The sequence below is a fragment of the Stenotrophomonas sp. STEN033 genome (assembly GCF_056856655.1).
On sequence record NZ_JBXFWM010000052.1, the window covers coordinates 15806 to 31264 of the forward strand.

The 15459-nt window shown below is 65.6% G+C and carries 15 protein-coding genes; 10 read left to right on the forward strand and 5 right to left on the reverse strand.

The window, feature by feature from the left end:
- Nucleotides 1-32: 32 nt before the first annotated feature.
- The 7 genes from AC1VXC_RS15655 (at nucleotide 33) to AC1VXC_RS15685 (ending at nucleotide 8623) form a co-directional block, all read left to right on the forward strand.
- Nucleotides 33-2447: a TonB-dependent receptor domain-containing protein gene (locus tag AC1VXC_RS15655; protein WP_313170417.1), complete on the forward strand. Its 2415-nt coding sequence runs from the start codon at nucleotides 33-35 to the stop codon at nucleotides 2445-2447.
- Between the two features lie 229 nt (nucleotides 2448-2676).
- The gene (locus AC1VXC_RS15660; protein WP_481539287.1) at nucleotides 2677-3753 is read left to right on the forward strand and encodes an acyltransferase family protein; all 1077 of its coding nucleotides are present in this window, start codon (nucleotides 2677-2679) and stop codon (nucleotides 3751-3753) included.
- A gap of 90 nt (nucleotides 3754-3843) precedes the next feature.
- A complete protein-coding gene (locus tag AC1VXC_RS15665; protein ID WP_313170413.1) occupies nucleotides 3844-4485 on the forward strand; it encodes a PepSY-associated TM helix domain-containing protein in 642 nt (213 codons plus the stop codon).
- 25 nt (nucleotides 4486-4510) lie between these two features.
- Complete coding sequence (locus AC1VXC_RS15670; RefSeq protein WP_313170411.1) at nucleotides 4511-5032, forward strand: DUF2271 domain-containing protein; 522 nt, start codon at nucleotides 4511-4513, stop codon at nucleotides 5030-5032.
- A gap of 25 nt (nucleotides 5033-5057) precedes the next feature.
- The gene (locus AC1VXC_RS15675; RefSeq protein ID WP_313170409.1) at nucleotides 5058-5864 is read left to right on the forward strand and encodes a DUF4198 domain-containing protein; all 807 of its coding nucleotides are present in this window, start codon (nucleotides 5058-5060) and stop codon (nucleotides 5862-5864) included.
- A 177-nt stretch (nucleotides 5865-6041) separates the two neighbouring features.
- Complete coding sequence (locus AC1VXC_RS15680; protein ID WP_481539286.1) at nucleotides 6042-7016, forward strand: FAD:protein FMN transferase; 975 nt, start codon at nucleotides 6042-6044, stop codon at nucleotides 7014-7016.
- On the forward strand, nucleotides 7013-8623 hold the full coding sequence (locus AC1VXC_RS15685) for a sulfite reductase subunit alpha (RefSeq protein WP_481539285.1): 1611 nt from the start codon (nucleotides 7013-7015) through the stop codon (nucleotides 8621-8623). The genes AC1VXC_RS15680 and AC1VXC_RS15685 overlap by 4 nt, the downstream gene beginning before the upstream one ends.
- Nucleotides 8624-8795: 172 nt before the next feature.
- On the opposite strand, the gene AC1VXC_RS15690 is transcribed toward AC1VXC_RS15685, so the two are convergent.
- Both AC1VXC_RS15690 and AC1VXC_RS15695 read right to left on the reverse strand, forming a co-directional pair.
- A complete protein-coding gene (locus AC1VXC_RS15690; RefSeq protein ID WP_481539914.1) occupies nucleotides 8796-9407 on the reverse strand; it encodes a HutD/Ves family protein in 612 nt (203 codons plus the stop codon).
- 147 nt (nucleotides 9408-9554) lie between these two features.
- Entirely contained in the window at nucleotides 9555-11387 is a 1833-nt protein-coding gene (locus AC1VXC_RS15695; protein ID WP_481539913.1) for a 3-hydroxybutyrate oligomer hydrolase family protein, read from the reverse strand.
- A 114-nt stretch (nucleotides 11388-11501) separates the two neighbouring features.
- Here AC1VXC_RS15695 and AC1VXC_RS15700 point away from each other — a divergent pair, with 114 nt between their 5' ends.
- Entirely contained in the window at nucleotides 11502-12299 is a 798-nt protein-coding gene (locus AC1VXC_RS15700; protein ID WP_313397872.1) for a 3-hydroxybutyrate dehydrogenase, read from the forward strand.
- Nucleotides 12300-12410: 111 nt separating this feature from the next.
- Nucleotides 12411-13073, forward strand: a complete 663-nt coding sequence (locus AC1VXC_RS15705; RefSeq protein WP_293711608.1) for a response regulator transcription factor — start codon at nucleotides 12411-12413, stop codon at nucleotides 13071-13073.
- Nucleotides 13074-13193: 120 nt separating this feature from the next.
- Here the strand turns inward: AC1VXC_RS15705 and AC1VXC_RS15710 are convergent, their stop codons facing one another.
- The 3 genes from AC1VXC_RS15710 to AC1VXC_RS15720 are packed head-to-tail and all read right to left on the reverse strand — an operon-like array spanning nucleotide 13194 to nucleotide 14922.
- On the reverse strand, nucleotides 13194-13625 hold the full coding sequence (locus tag AC1VXC_RS15710; RefSeq protein WP_313170400.1) for a DUF6691 family protein: 432 nt from the start codon (nucleotides 13623-13625) through the stop codon (nucleotides 13194-13196).
- Nucleotides 13622-14035, reverse strand: a complete 414-nt coding sequence (locus AC1VXC_RS15715; RefSeq protein WP_313271321.1) for a YeeE/YedE family protein — start codon at nucleotides 14033-14035, stop codon at nucleotides 13622-13624. The genes AC1VXC_RS15710 and AC1VXC_RS15715 overlap by 4 nt, the downstream gene beginning before the upstream one ends.
- Entirely contained in the window at nucleotides 14032-14922 is an 891-nt protein-coding gene (locus AC1VXC_RS15720) for an MBL fold metallo-hydrolase (protein WP_481539912.1), read from the reverse strand. Before AC1VXC_RS15720 ends, AC1VXC_RS15715 begins: the two co-directional genes overlap by 4 nt.
- Nucleotides 14923-15004: 82 nt before the next feature.
- Here AC1VXC_RS15720 and AC1VXC_RS15725 point away from each other — a divergent pair, with 82 nt between their 5' ends.
- The gene (locus tag AC1VXC_RS15725; RefSeq protein ID WP_481539911.1) at nucleotides 15005-15331 is read left to right on the forward strand and encodes an ArsR/SmtB family transcription factor; all 327 of its coding nucleotides are present in this window, start codon (nucleotides 15005-15007) and stop codon (nucleotides 15329-15331) included.
- Nucleotides 15332-15459 lie beyond the last annotated feature (128 nt).

The following is a 15459-nucleotide window of genomic DNA, read 5'->3' on the forward strand; positions in this document are numbered from 1 at the left end:
GCTCTCCGCATTTCCAAGATCGAGGTATTCCCATGGCCCTGCGCCAGCGTCACCGCGTGTCCGTTTCCCGCCAACTGCTCAGCCTCGCCGTGCTCGGCGCCATCAGTGCCAGTGCACACGCCAACGGCAGCGGTGCGCCGACCACGCTGGACAAGGTGGTCGTCACCGCCAGCGGCTTCGAGCAGAAGATCACCGATGCGCCGGCCAGCATCAGCGTGGTCAGCCGCGAGGAACTGGCCCTGCGTCCTTACACCAGCCTGGTCGACGCATTGCGTGACGTCGAGGGCATCGACGTCGGCATGGAAACCACCGACAAGAACGGCCGCGCCACCATCTCCATGCGCGGCATGCCCTCCGAGTACACGCTGGTGCTGATCGACGGCCGCCGCCAGAGCAATGTCGGCAACCTGTACCCGAACAACTTCGGCGGCGGCCAGTTCGCCTACATGCCGCCGTTGGACGCGGTGGAGCGCATCGAAGTGGTACGCGGCCCGATGTCGACCCTGTACGGTGCCGACGCCATGGGCGGCGTGATCAACATCATCACCCGCCGCAACCAGAACGAATGGCATGGTTCGGTGACGCAGGGCTTCACCGTGCAGCAGGAAGACGCCTTCGGCGACGCCCGCACCACCGATCTGTACCTCAGCGGCCCGCTGATCAAGGACCGCCTCGGCATGACCGTGCGCGGCAGCTGGTACGACATCGACGAGTCGCGCCCCGAATGGGATTCCCTGCCCTTGCCCGATGGCAGCCGCTGGGAGCGTGCGCTTGGCTTTGGCGGCGGTGGCAAGGCAGTCGCCAATACCAACTGGAACAGCGGCATCCGCCTGAACTTCAAGGCCAGCGACAACCACGACCTGTGGCTGGACTACGACGTATCACGCCAGAAATACGACAACAGCCAGGGCCAGACCGGCACCCTGGACAGTGCTGCAAGCCTGTGGCGCAGCGGCGTGGCCACCATCCCCAACGGCAACGGCGGCACCACCAGCCGCCGCGTGGTGCAGCCGCGCGTGGGTTATACCGCCTACCAGCGCTATGAACTGGACCAGCTGTCGCTGACCCACCAGGGCCGTTACGACTTCGGCACCTGGCAGACCAGCCTGTCGCGCACCCAGAGCAACAACCTCGGCCGCTCGCTGCCGCTGACCCTGGCCGAACGCGCCGACCTGCAGACACTGTGGAACGATGTCTGCCGACGTCGCGGCCAAGCGGCCAACTGCAACATGGCCAGCGGCAACCTGTCGGTGCTCAATGACGCCGAGCGCGCGCGCCTGGAGGCCTTCCTGCCGCGTCCGCTGCGCACGATGGAACTGGATGCCATGGTGCTCGACACCATGCTCGACCTGAGCTTCGGTGCGCACAAGGTCACCGTCGGTGGCCAGTACAACAACACCGACATGACCGACGGCGTGTTCGGCATGGACGGCAACGGCTACCGCGACAACGTCAAGCAGAAGCACCGCACCTGGTCGGTGTTCGCCGAGGACAACTGGGCGCTGACCGACGCACTTACCGCGACCCTGGGCCTGCGTTATGACCACCACAACATCTTCGGCAGCCATGTCAGCCCGCGCGCCTACCTGGTGTGGAATGCCAACGATGCCTGGACCGTCAAGGGCGGCATCAGCACCGGCTACAAGACCCCGCGTCCGGACCAGTTGTTCCCAGGTGTCACCGGCTTCGGTGGCCAGGGCGTGATCCCGATGGTCGGTTCGCCGCACCTGAAGCCGGAAACCAGCACCAACTACGAAATCGCCACCTATTACGACGGCGGCCGCTGGGGCTTCAACGCCACTGCCTTCCTCAACCGCTTCGACGACAAGATCGCCAGCGGCGGCAGCTTCGCCAACTGCGAAGTGGCGCCTGCCAACAGCGGCTACTGCGTGGACGTGGGCCCGGGCTGGGCGGCGTTGGGTTACAGCGTCTTCAGCCAGAGCGTGAACCTGGACAAGGCCGAAACCCGCGGCGTTGAACTGGCCAGCCACGTTGACCTGCTCGACAACCTGCAGCTGCGCGGCAACTACACCTATACCAAGAGCGAACAGACCAGCGGTGCCACCAAGGGCCAGCCGATCGCCGGCAATCCGGCCAAGCACATGGCCAATGCCAGCCTGAACTGGCAGCTCAACGAGGCCATCAGCCTGAGCCTGATCGGCGAAGGCCGCTACGACCGTTACCGCGACACGCTGGTCTCCAACATCGGCGGCGTCAGCAGCTCGACCGTGCGTTATTACGAGGACTACACCACCTTCCACCTGGGCGGCAGCTGGAAGCTCAACGACTGGCTGACCGTCAATGCACGCGTCAACAACCTGTTCGACAAGGACTTCGTCGCGCAGTCGTGCATCCTGACCTCGCCCAGCGAATACAGCTGCGTTGACGACTACGCGGTGAAGGAACAGCGCCGCAGCTACTGGCTGTCGCTGAACGCACGCTTCTAAGCACCGCGGCGCATGGCACCGGCACCTGCATCGCCGGTGCCGGTGCCGGTGCCGGTGCCGGTGCCGGTGCCCACCGATGGTGGATGCTGTTCAACCGGATGTTTGCGTCATCCGCAATCCGATGCCAGAACGCTGGCATCGGATTTTTTTGTGGGAGCGGCACTGGGCTGTGCCGGCAGATCCACGATCCCGGTGCTAAAGTCCGCACACCTTTAACCCCGCTTTTTCAATGACCAGCCGCACTTTCCACTCCGTACAGGCGCTGCGCGCCATTGCCGCATTGCTGGTCGTCGTGTTCCACCTGCAGATCGTGGAGCAGAAATACTCTGCAACCACACCGCTGATCCCGACGTTGATGCGCTACGCCGACAGTGGCGTGGATCTGTTCTTCGTGCTGTCCGGCTTTGTGATGACCACGATTGCCGCCGGCAGCTACGGCAGCCCCCACAATGCCGGGCGTTTCCTGCTGCGTCGTTGCTGGCGCGTTCTGCCACTGTATTGGCTCTACACCAGCGTGGTGGTGGCGCTGATGCTGCTGGCGCCGGGCATGGCCAACAGTTCCTACCAGGACCAGAGCATCGTTGCCTCCTATCTGCTCTGGCCGCAATCACAGCTACCGCTGCTCACCGTGGGCTGGACGCTGATCCACGAGATGTTCTTCTACCTGGTGATGGCCGGCATGATCGCCTTCGCCCGTGAATCGCTGTTGCCTTGGCTGCTGCTCGGCTGGGCTGTGCTGACCCTGTGTGCGCAGCAACTGCTGGGCCCCGCCGCCGCGCCATGGCAGCTTGTTGCCAGCAGCCCACTTACCCTTGAGTTCATCGCAGGTGCCTTGGTTGGCCTGTACTGGCAACGACTGCCCGCAGCTCTCGCACTTCCGGTGGCCGGGTTGGGCGCGGCGGGCTTCCTGTCTACGCTGCTGATACTTGCTGGCCTGGATGCCGCCGCGCCCTCGGCGGCACTGCGTGCACTTGGCTTTGGCCTGCCAGCAGCACTGCTGACCCTCGGACTGGTGCGCTGGGAGCGTGCCAGCGCGCCAGTGCTGCCACCTGCGCTGCTACGGATCGGCGACAGCTCCTATTCCTTGTACCTGAGCCATGTCTTCGTCATTTCCGCCGCGGGCCGACTCTGGCAGAAAAGCGGGTGGAACAGCACCACCTGGCAATCCGGCCTGTTCGTGCTGTTGACCCTGTTGGCCTGTGTTGGTGCCGGGCTCGTGTCCTGGCGACTCCTGGAACAGCCGTTGCAGAAGCTGTCATCACTGCGCCGCCGGCGTGCCCAGGCGTCCGGCATCGTCGCGGAGTGAGTTTGGCGGTCTTTTGGATACAAATCGATACAAATTGCGAATCATTCTCATTAGTGATCTAATCGCACTCCTTCCATCCCCTCTTTCCCCGTGTCCGCAGATCGCAGCACCACCATCGTGCAACAACAGGCCAGCCGCGGTTTCTGGTTGCGCACCCTGCATCAGTGGCACTGGATCAGCTCGGCGGTCTGCCTGGTCGGCATGCTGTTGTTCTCGCTGACCGGCATCACCCTGAACCACGCATCCAGGATCGAAGCCAAGCCGCAGGTGCAGAACCAGCAACTGGAACTGCCAGCGCCGGTACTCAAGGCCCTGGGTGATCGCGAAGACGGCAACGCACCACTGCCCGCGCGCGTAGCGGATTGGCTATCCAATCGCCTGGAAGTGTCCATTGGCAGCCGCGAGGCCGAGTGGTCGCCGGAAGAAATCTATTTGTCCATGCCCGGCCCCGGCAGCGATGCCTGGTTGAGCATCGATCGCGAAACCGGCGCGGTGGAGTTTGAAAAAACCCGTCGCGGCTGGGTCTCTTATTTCAATGACCTGCACAAGGGCCGCAATGCGGGCCCGGGCTGGGGTTGGTTCCTCGACGTCTTTGCGGTGGCCTGCCTGGTGTTCTGCATCACCGGCCTGTTCCTGTTGCATCTGCATGCGCGGCAGCGGCGCATGACCTGGCCGCTGGTCGGCCTGGGTTTGCTGATCCCGCTGCTGATCGCCCTGCTCCTCATCCATTGACCGTCTTTCTCTCCGGAGTCGCACCATGCGCGTCACCCTGACCATCGCCCTGAGCGGTTTGATTGCCACCGCTCCTGCCGCCTACGCCGCCAGCCTCGACGTCAACGTCGAAGTGCCCAAGCTCAACGTGGCCGAATACCACCGCCCGTATGTCGCGGTGTGGATCGAAGGTGCCGACCAGCAGGTCGCCGCCAACCTGTCGGTCTGGTATCAGCTCAAGGACACTGCCGAAGGCCATGGCACCAAGTGGCTGCCGGACCTGCGCCAGTGGTGGCGCAAGAGCGGCCGCACCCTGCAGGTGCCGGTCGATGGCGTGACCGGCCCGACCCGCCCGGTCGGCAAGCACCAGCTCAGCTTCAGCGACCGCCAGCCGCAACTGCGCGCGCTGCCCGCCGGCCAGTACTCGCTGGTGGTGGAAGCCGCACGCGAAGTCGGTGGCCGCGAACTGGTCAAGATTCCCTTCACCTGGCCGGCCCGTGCCGCGCAGAACGGCCGTGCCCAGGGCACCTCCGAACTCGGCACCGTCACCCTCGCCGTCAAGCCCTGATCCCCCTTACCAACGGAGCCAACCGATGAAGCGTTCCCTCCTGCTTGCCGCCACCATCGCTGCAGCATTGCCGTTCTCCGCCGCCGCCCACAAGGCCTGGCTGCAGCCGTCGCAGACCGTCATTGCCGGTACCAACCCGTGGATCACCGTGGATGCGGCCGTTTCCAACGACCTGTTCTACTTCAACCACGTGCCGCTGCGCCTGGACAACCTGGTGATCACCGCACCGGACGGCAGCACCGTGCAGCCGCAGAATGCCGCCACCGGCAAGTACCGCAGCGTGTTCGACGTCGAACTGACCCAGCAGGGCACCTACCGCCTGGCCACCGTCAATGCCGGCCTGTCGGCCAACTGGCAGGAAGACGGCAAGCCCAAGCGCTGGCGCGGTAACGCCGCCACCTTCGCCACCGAAGTACCGAAGGACGCCAAGGACCTGAAGGTCTCCGAGACCGCCGGCCGCATCGAGACCTTCGTTACCAACGGCAAGCCGAACGACACCGCTCTGGCGCCGACCGGCAAGGGCATGGAACTGGTTGCCCTGGGCCATCCGAACGACCTGTTTGCCGGTGAGCAGGCCAGGTTCAAGCTGCTGGTTGATGGCAAGCCGCACGCTGGCTTGGAAGTCGAGATCACCCGTGGTGGCACCCGTTACCGCAACGCCCAGGAAGAGATCAAGGTCACCACGGACGCCAACGGCGAGTTCTCGGTAACCTGGCCGCAGGCGGGCATGTACTGGCTGGAAACCGGCACCGAGGACAACAAGACCTCGATCCCGCAGGCCAACGTCCGCCGCCTGAGCTACGTCGCCACGCTTGAAGTGCTGCCGCAGTAAAGCTCAAAACCCCTCTCCCTCCGGGAGAGGGGTTGGGGTGAGGGCAAAGCCGAAGCAGCATCAATGAAATTGGCTGCCGGCCAGAACAGCAAAAGCTCCCCCTCATCCGCCCCTTCGGGGCACCTTCTCCCGCAAACGGGAGAAGAAACACCTGCCCCAGCCGGCTTTTTGATACCGATGTCCACCAACGCCGACATCGCCGCCCTTGGCGGCCACACCATGGGCACCAGCTGGAGCGTCAAGCTGGTGGCTGCGCGCAGCCGTGACCTGCATCCGCTGCACGCCGGCATCCAGGCCGAACTGGACCGCGTCGTCGCGCAGATGAGCACCTGGGAAGCCGACTCGGACATCAGTCGCTACAACCGCGCCACCGCCAACAGCTGGCACGCACTGCCCGATGACTTCTGGAACGTACTCAGCACCGCGCACGACATCGCCGAGCGCAGCGCTGGCGCCTTCGATCCCAGCATCGGGCCTTTGGTCGCCCTGTGGGGCTTTGGTGCCGATGCCGGCGCACGGACGGTGCCCGATCCGGCGCGCCTGGCCGAGGTCGCCGCACGCTGCGGATGGCACAAGCTGCAGCTCGACCTGCAGACCCGAAGCGCGCTGCAACCCGGCGGACTGCAACTGGATCTATCTGCCATCGCCAAGGGTTACGGCGTGGATCTGGTCAGCGCCTGGCTGCGCCGTATCGGCATCACCGCCGCACTGGTCGAGGTCGGCGGCGAACTGCATGGCTACGGCCTGAAACCCGATGGACAGCCCTGGCGCGTACTGGTCGAGTCCGCACCCGAAGAAGACGCCGGCGCCGAGTACCCACCGCGCGTGCTGGCGCTCGATGATCTGGCGGTTGCCACCTCCGGCGACCGCTGGCACCAGTTCGAGCGCGATGGCATCTCCTACAGCCACACCCTGGACCCACGCAGCCACGCCCCGGTCAGCCGCGCTGCCGCGGCGGTCACGGTCATTGCCCGCGATGCGATGCATGCCGATGCCTGGGCCACCGCGCTCACCGTGATGGGGGCCGAAGAAGGCCTGGCCTTTGCCAACGACCATGACTTGGCTGCACGCTTCATCACCCGTGGCAGCAATGGCCTTGTCGAAACCATGACGCCCGCCTTCCAGCGTCACCTGGACGCCAGCACGCAATGAATCCCAATCGTTCCACCCGCGCCCTGCTCGGCAATCTCGCTGTTGGCCTCGGCCTGCTGCTGATCGCGCTATTGCTGCTGCGCCTGCATCTGGGCGAACGCTGGTGGCCGGCCGCACCATTGGCATCGCAGTGGTGGATGGCGCTGGCAGCGCTGGTGGTCTATGCCGCAGCCTGCTTCGCGCTGTGGTGGTGTACCCGCCAACGCGATGACGACAACGGCGACAGCAATGAACCGCCGATCCTGGTGGCATGGTCCAGCCAGACTGGCTTTGCACAACAATTGGCACAGCGCACCGCCGCGCATCTGCGCGCTGCCGGGCACAAGACCCGCCTGCGCGCCATCGACCAGGTTGATGCTGCGCTGCTCTCCAGCAGTCGCCAGGCCCTGTTTGTCGCCGCCACCACCGGTGAAGGGGATCCGCCGGATCATGCGCTCGCCTTCCTGAGCCGGGTAATGCCAAAGCCGTTGCAGCTTCCACAGCTGCAGTACGCGGTGCTGGCACTGGGCGACAAGACCTACGAGCACTACTGCGCATTCGGCCATCAACTCGACGAGTGGCTGCGCACACACGGCGCGCAACCGCTGTTCGATACGGTGGAAGTGGACAATGCCGATGCCGACGCACTGCGCCATTGGCAGCAACTGCTGGGCCAACTTGGCGGGGAAGCCAGCCATGCCAGCGATTGGAGCGCACCGGCCTATCAATCCTGGCTGCTGCGCCAACGTGAAGTACTCAACCCCGGCAGCATCGGCGGCAAGGTTTTCCACCTGCAACTGCAGCCCACCACGGGCACCCTGCCGGACTGGCAGGCCGGCGACATCGCCGAGATCGGCCCACGCCAATCCGCCGATGCGGTGATGCAGTGGCTGCAGGCAAACCGGTTCGATGCCGCAACCGTGCTGGCCGATGGCCGCACGCTGGCGGACGCCCTCGCCCGCTCCTATCTGCCGGATGGCACCGACAATCACGATGCCAATGCGTTGGCAGCCAGCCTCAAGCCCCTGCCCCATCGCGAATACTCGATTGCGTCAATGCCTGGCGAAGGCAGCCTGCAACTGATGCTGCGCCGGCAATTGCGCCCGGATGGCACACCCGGCCTGGCCAGCGGCTGGCTCTGCGACTACACACAGATCGGCGACAGCATTGATCTGCGCCTGCGCAGCAACAGCAATTTCCATCCGCCGGCCAACGACACCCCGCTGATCCTGATCGGCAACGGCACCGGCATCGCTGGCCTGCGCGCGCACCTGCGCGCACGCATCGATGCAGGGGCACACCGCAACTGGCTGCTGTTCGGCGAACGCAATGCCGCCCACGATTTCCATTTCGGTGCCGAGCTGCAGCGATGGCAGCGCGAAGGCGGCATCGAGCGACTCGACACAGTTTTCAGCCGCGATGACGGCCAGTTCCACTATGTGCAGGACGCACTGGCCGCACACAGCGATGTGTTGCGGCAGTGGCTGGACGACGGCGCCACCATCCTGGTCTGCGGCAGCCTGCAAGGCATGGCCCCGGCGGTGGACAAGGTCATCATCGATGCGATTGGTGCCGATGCGCACCAAGCGTTGCGTATCGCAGGGCGCTATCGCCGCGACGTGTACTGATCGCAACAACGCTTCACCTGTAGTGCCGAGCCATGCTCGGCAGAGGCCTTACAAGCAACCCCAACGTAGTGCCGAGCCATGCTCGGCAAGGGCATTTCCGGGAAGGCCTCTGCCGAGCATGGCTCGGCACTACAGAAGAAACGCTGCGCTTCTGTATCTGTGGCTTCGTGGCTTACGCCGCTCCTGCAACAGCCGGGGCCGCTGGCTTCAGCCGTATCGCCAGCAACTCGCCGCCGCCACTGAGCGTGTAGCGTTGCCGCTCGCCAGCCCCCAACCAGGCGGTATCACCGGCCGACAGCGCCGGCAGCACGCCACCCTCGAACTCGGCCTGCCCAGCCAATAGATGGATCGCCCATGCCGCCTGCGGCTCGGTGAAGAACAGCATGTTGCCGACCAAGGGCCGATGCAGCAGCTCGGCTTGCAGCGCCTCACGCCGCCACATCAGGTTGAAATCCTGGGTCACGCCATCGACCAGTTCACCCACCAGCTCCGCCTCGCCAGCGAAGCGCAGGCGCTGATACGGCGGCAGCAGGGTTTCGCAACGGCCATCGGCAAAACGCAGGCGCAGGCCTTCGCCCTGCAACAGCACCAGCTCACGTTCTACACCCGGGAAGGCAGAGAAGGCCGCATCCTGTTCGATCTCGGCGATCGACAAACGCAGCTGCCAATCGCCCTGCTCCGGCAGACGCAGGATTTCGCGCGTCCAGCCCAGACCATTGCGCCAGCGCTCGCGCTGGTAAAGGGCGGACGGGATGACGCGGGAAGGAGAGTTCAGTGTATGCATCTGGCAATGATGCCATCAGCGCGTGGGTGGCTGTCTCTTTTGTAGGAGCGGCGTGAGCCGCGAAGCCACAGATCCAACAGCGCAGAGCAACAACAACCCCTCCCCAACCCTCCCCTTTGCTGCGCAAAAGGGAGGGGGCAGAAGCTTTTACTTCGGCATCGCCAGGTTCTCCGCCGTCAGCGGCTTGCCCGCACGCGGCGTGGTTGCGATCACCGCATCAGCCGGCAAGGCCGTGCCCTTGTCCAGGCGTGCCTGCACCCGGTCCAGCGCTTCATACACATATGGCAACAGCGGCAGGTAGCGCGAACCATAATCCGGCAGGCCGAGGAAACCATCGAAGTGCTGCACGTTCTGCACCTTCCAATAGCTCAGCTCGCGCCCGGCAGCCTTGGCCGCCGCTGCATACGGTGCGCTGCTGAAAGCCGGCGGAATCAGACCGTCATCGGCGCCGTGCACCACCATCACCGGCAGGCCCTTGCGCGGCAATCCGGCATGGGTGGCCTGGATGCCAGCCTGCACACGCTTGGCATCTTCCCCCTGCCCGTCCCACAGACCCCGCAGGCACTTCAGGCCGGCATAGGTCAGGTCCGGCAAGGCGACCTTGCTGTCGAGCAGGCCAACGCCGGCGCCCGGCGGAATGCCGCTGCCATCGGCAATCCATGCGGCACGCTCGGCCGCCGTCACCGCACGCGGCGAAAAATCCGGATTCTGTGCGGCAAAGTTGAAACCGCAGGGATGCTCGCCCACGCCGTAACGGCCGTAGGCCGAGGCATAGGTCGCAGCAATCGCACGCCACAAGTCAAAGCCTGTGGACAAGGCACCCGCACGCAGTGATGCATCGGTCCAGCCCTTGCTCAGCATCAGGTCGTAAGCCGATTTGGCCTGCGCAGCCGGGGTCGCGCCGCTGATCACGCCTTCGGCGGCCAAGCTGGCGCAGCGCACGGCCGCACCGGCCTGCAGCGCCGCCGTCATCGGCGGCTGCGGCAGGTTGCCCATGTGCAGCTGCGCACACGGCATCAACAGCGCCGCCTCGGTGGTGTAGTCGTACAACGCACGTGCGCCGGGGCCGCTGGAGTAGACGCTGGGTTCACCGGCCACCACCGCGTCCAGCCAATCGCCTTCCAGCTCGGCCGCACGCAGCACCGCGCCGCCACCATTGGAAATGCCAACGGCAATGATGCGGGTATTGTCGAAAGTAAACGGTGCCGCCTGCGGATAGGCCTGCTCCAGCGCCAACAGCGCGAACTCGGCGGCCTGCTTCACGTGCCGGCCCCAATCGGCCTCCGGGTTGTCCTTGGAATGCGCGTGCTTGAACGCAACACCCGAGGCATTGACCGGCGCATCCGGCACAAAGGCCAGATCATCGACGTCGCCCAGGGCACCGACGGTGCCATTGGCGCGCACGCCCATCTGCGCGTCCAGATCGTAGTAATCGCTGCCCGCGCCCTTGTCGGTATAGACCACCGCACAGCCCTTGGGCAGGCCCCAGGCCGCGGCGACCGAGACCGCGCCATAGATGCCGCGCGAGCCCGATGCCGGCGCCACCAGCACGCAGCGCTTGGCGGTATCGAAGTTGTCCGGCACCTGCGCCAGCACGCGGTGCGGTTGCTTGGCACCAGGCAGGCGTGCGAACGCCGAATACTCGCGACCCGGCACGCTCTGCAGGCTGCCGAACAGCTCGCCATAACCGCCACCCGGTGCCAGATCGGCAATGCCGCGCCAGCTGCCCCACATCGCGCGGCGGCGCAGTTCGTCCACGGTCGGTGCAGTGGCGTCGGCAAATGCCGGGGGCGCCATGCTTCGCAGGCCAGCCAGGCCCAGCCCGGCGGTGAGCAGGTCATCGCTGCCGCGATGCTCGCTGCGGAGTTCGTTGCTGAACATGGAAGGCTCCACGGACTTGGAAGCTGGGCCGCTGGCACAGGAGGCCAGGCTCAGTCCGACGAAAAGGCCGCAGGCGGCGCGCAGTAGGGATTGGCTCATGCACGCACCCTAGCAGAGCACCGGCACCGCTCTCATCGTACTTAAGTACCACACGTTTTTAGCGTTGCGGCTGCTACGTTTGCCAGCCTCCCCCCATCACATCCGGAGTCCCCCATGGACCGCTTCCTGCAAGGCCGCACCGCCCTGGTGACCGGCAGTACATCGGGCATCGGCCTGGCCATCGCCCAGGCACTGGCCAGCGCCGGCGCACGCGTGGCAATCAACGGCCTGGGCACGCCCGAGCAGATCGAGGCCGCGCTCAAGAGTGTGGCCGACGCCGGCGTCGACACCCGCCACTTCGACGCCGACCTGCGCAAGCCCGACCAGATCGCGCACATGCTCGAGGCCGTGCAGGCCTGGGGCACTATCGACATCCTGGTGAACTGCGCCGGCATCCAGCACGCCGCGCCCCTGGCCGAGCAGCCGCCGCAGAAGTGGGATGACATCATCGCCATCAATCTCAGCGCCGCCTTCCACACCATGCAGCACGCCCTGCCCGGCATGGCCGAGCGTGGCTACGGCCGGGTGGTCAACATCGCCTCGGTGCACGGCCTGGTGGCGTCCAAGAACAAGGCACCGTATGTGGCCAGCAAGTTCGGCATCGTCGGCCTGAGCAAGGTGGCAGCGCTGGAATATGCCGCCGCCGGCAGCCGCGACAGCGGCGGCGTCACCGTCAACTGCGTCTGCCCGGGCTGGGTGGAAACGCCGTTGATCGAGCCGCAGATCCAGGCCCATCGCAATGGCGGCAGCCGCGACGACGGCGTGCGCGCCCTGCTGGAGGAAAAGCAGCCCAGCCTGCGCATGTCGCTGCCCGAGGACATCGGCGCGATGGTGGTATGGCTGTGCCGCCGCGAGTCGCACAACCTCACCGGTGCGGCGATGCCGATGGACGGCGGTTGGACCGCGCAGTAAGCGGCGGATTGCCAAGGGAAGCAGGCAATGGCTGAAAACCACGGCATACTGGCCAAGCCGCCGGTGGCACAGACACCGGCGGCAGCTTCCTTTCCGCCTGTCAGTACCGCCATGCCCAGCCTGTTGATTGCCGACGACCATCCCCTGTTCCGCGCCGCCCTGCGGCAGGCGGCCAGTGAGGCAATGAGTGATCTGCAGGTGCGCGAAGCCGAATCCCTGGATGGCGTGCTGGCGGCACTGGATGCGGCACCGGATACCGACCTGATCCTGCTCGACCTGCATATGCCGGGCAATCATGGCCTGGCCGGGCTGGCTGCGATCCGCGCCCAGCACCCGGGCGTGGCGGTGATCGTGGTCTCGGCCAACGATGACCCGCGTGTGGTGCGCCGCGCCCTGGACCACGGCGCCGCCGGTTACCTGCCCAAGAGTTCGGGCCTGAACGAGCTGCGCGAGGCCATCCGCAGCGTCATGGCCTGCGAGCAGTGGTTGCCGGCCTCGCTGCGTGCCTCGGTCTCACGCGCGCAATCCTCCAGCCACGACAGCGAGCTGGCCGCACGTCTGGCCAGCCTGTCGCCACAACAATTCCGGGTACTGGCACTGGTTGCCGAAGGCCTGCTCAACAAGCAGATCGCCGACCGCCTGGACGTGCAGGAACGCACGGTCAAGGCCCATCTGTCGGCAATCTTCGAACGCCTGGGCGTGCGCAACCGCACCCAGGCCAGCGTGGTACTGCGCGAGCTGGAACTGAGCGACCCCGCCCGCCAGGCGCTGTAGGAGCGGCCTCAGCCGCGAAGCTGACATCGCTTCCGACAGCGGAATCACGGCGATCACTAGTGCGTGGGTTGGCTTCTGTGGGATATGGCAGGTCCGCCTGCTGCGCGGCGGACGCCGCACCTACGCGCCGCTGCTGCGACTCACCACCTTGTGCAGCAACATGCCCACCAGCATCGCCGGCACAAACCAAAACGCCTCCGGCGACAGCACGCCCAGCCCAACCAGCGCCGGGCCCGGGCAGTAGCCGGCCAAGCCCCAGCCTATCCCGAACAGGGCCGCACCCGTCAGCAGGCGCGCATCGATGCTGCGCACGTCCGACAAGTGGAAGCGCTGCGCGAATACCGGTGCCGGTCGCCGCAATACAAACCGGAACAACAGCATCGTCGTCATCACCGCGCCGCCAAGTACAAACAGCAGCGCCGGATTGAAATCGCCAAACACATCCAGGAAACCGAGGATGCGCTGCGGATCGGTCATGCCCGATACCGCCAGCCCCAGCCCGAACAAGGCACCGGCAAGCAACGCTGCAAAGGGAATACGCCAACTACTCATGCCACATGCCTCACGATATAGGTGGTGGCAATGGCGGTGACCATGAAGGTCATCACCGCGGCCAACGACCGCAGCGACAGCCGCCCCAGCCCACACACGCCATGGCCGCTGGTGCAACCATTGCCCAGCCGCGTACCGAAACCGACCAGCAGCCCGGCAACAACCAGCAACACCGGCGGAAAGCCTTGCCGCGGCGTATAGGCACCCGGTACCAGCCACAACCAGGCGGCGCCGGCCGCAATCAGGCCAACCAGAAATGCCGCACGCCAAGCGACCTCGCCCTGCCGCGGCTGCAGCACACCACCGACGATGCCGCTGATGCCGGCGATGCGCCCGGTCAGCCACAACAGCAGTGTCGCCGCCAGCCCGATCAATACACCACCGGCCAGCGCGCTGATCCAGGTACTCATTGCGTGCCCCCCATCTGATCCAGCGGCAGGCGCAGGTAGCGCACACCATTGGCATCGGGCTCAGGCAGACGACCACCGCGGATGTTGACCTGCAGTGCCGGCAGGATCAGCTTGGGCACCGGCAGGCTGGCATCACGCTGCTGCCGCATCTGCACGAACGAGGCCTCGCCGGTGCCGCCCTTCAAATGCACGTTGTGCTGCTTCTGTTCGTCGATGCTGGTCTGCGCCTGCGCGGCGCGGCGGTCGCCGGGATAGTCGTGGCAGAGGTAGATGCGGGTGGATTGCGGCAAGGCCAGGATCTTCTGGATGGAGCCGAACAAGCGGTGCGCATCGCCCCCCGGGAAGTCGCAGCGCGCGGTGCCGGTATCGGCGGCAAACACGGTGTCGCCGATGAAGGCGGCATCGCCAATCACATAGGTCAGGCTGTCATCGGTGTGGCCCGGGGTGGCGATCACCCGCCCTTCCAGCCCACCGATGTTGAAGGTATCGCCATCGGCAAACAGGCGGTCGAACTGGCTGCCATCGGCGATGAACTCGTCACCCAGGCCGAACAAGGCCTTGAAGCGCTGCTGCACCGCGACGATGCCTTGGCCGATGGCCACCGGCACCTTCAAGGTGTCAGCCAGATAGCCCGCCGCACTGAGATGATCGGCGTGGGCGTGGGTCTCCAGGATCCAGGCCACGGTCAGCAGCTTGCCCTGCACGAAGTGCAACAGCGCATCGGCCGAGGCGGTGCTGGTGCGCGCGGCGGCAGCGTCGTAATCCAGCACCGGATCGATGATGGCCGCCATGCCGCCGTCGTGGTCGTAGACGACGTAGCTCAGCGTACCGGTGTCCTTGTCATGGAAGGCCTGCACCTGCGGTGCGGCGGTGTGCGAAATGGTCATGAGGAAGTCCTCGGCTTTTAATTTAGCTTTTTCTAAACTAAACTAGCATCACCCAAAGTACAAGCCCGGACCTGAAGCCGCGATGCACATGCAGGACATGGATATCGAACAGATGCAGGCGCATGCCGAACAGGCAGCGCAGCTGCTCAAATCCCTCGCCCACCCGGCGCGCCTGCGGGTGCTGTGCCGGCTGGTGGAAGGCGAAGCGTCGGTGGGCGAACTGCAGGCCCAGGTCGGGCTGTCGATGTCGGCATTGTCACAACACCTGGCGGTGATGCGCGAAGGCGGACTGGTCAATACCCGCCGTGAAGCCCAGACCATCTACTACACCCTGGCCGACAGCCCGGCGTTGGGAGTGATGCAGGCCTTGCATGCGGCGTATTGCGGTGGTGCGGGGAGTCGGGATTGATGTTTGGAAAGCGCGCGAGCCGTCGAGATCTGTAGCCCGGGTAAGCGCAGCGCACCCGGGGGTGTCGGCAAATAGCCCCGGGTTGGGGGGGCGTACGCGGGGGGGCGGGGTGTTTGCCTGTGTTGGCT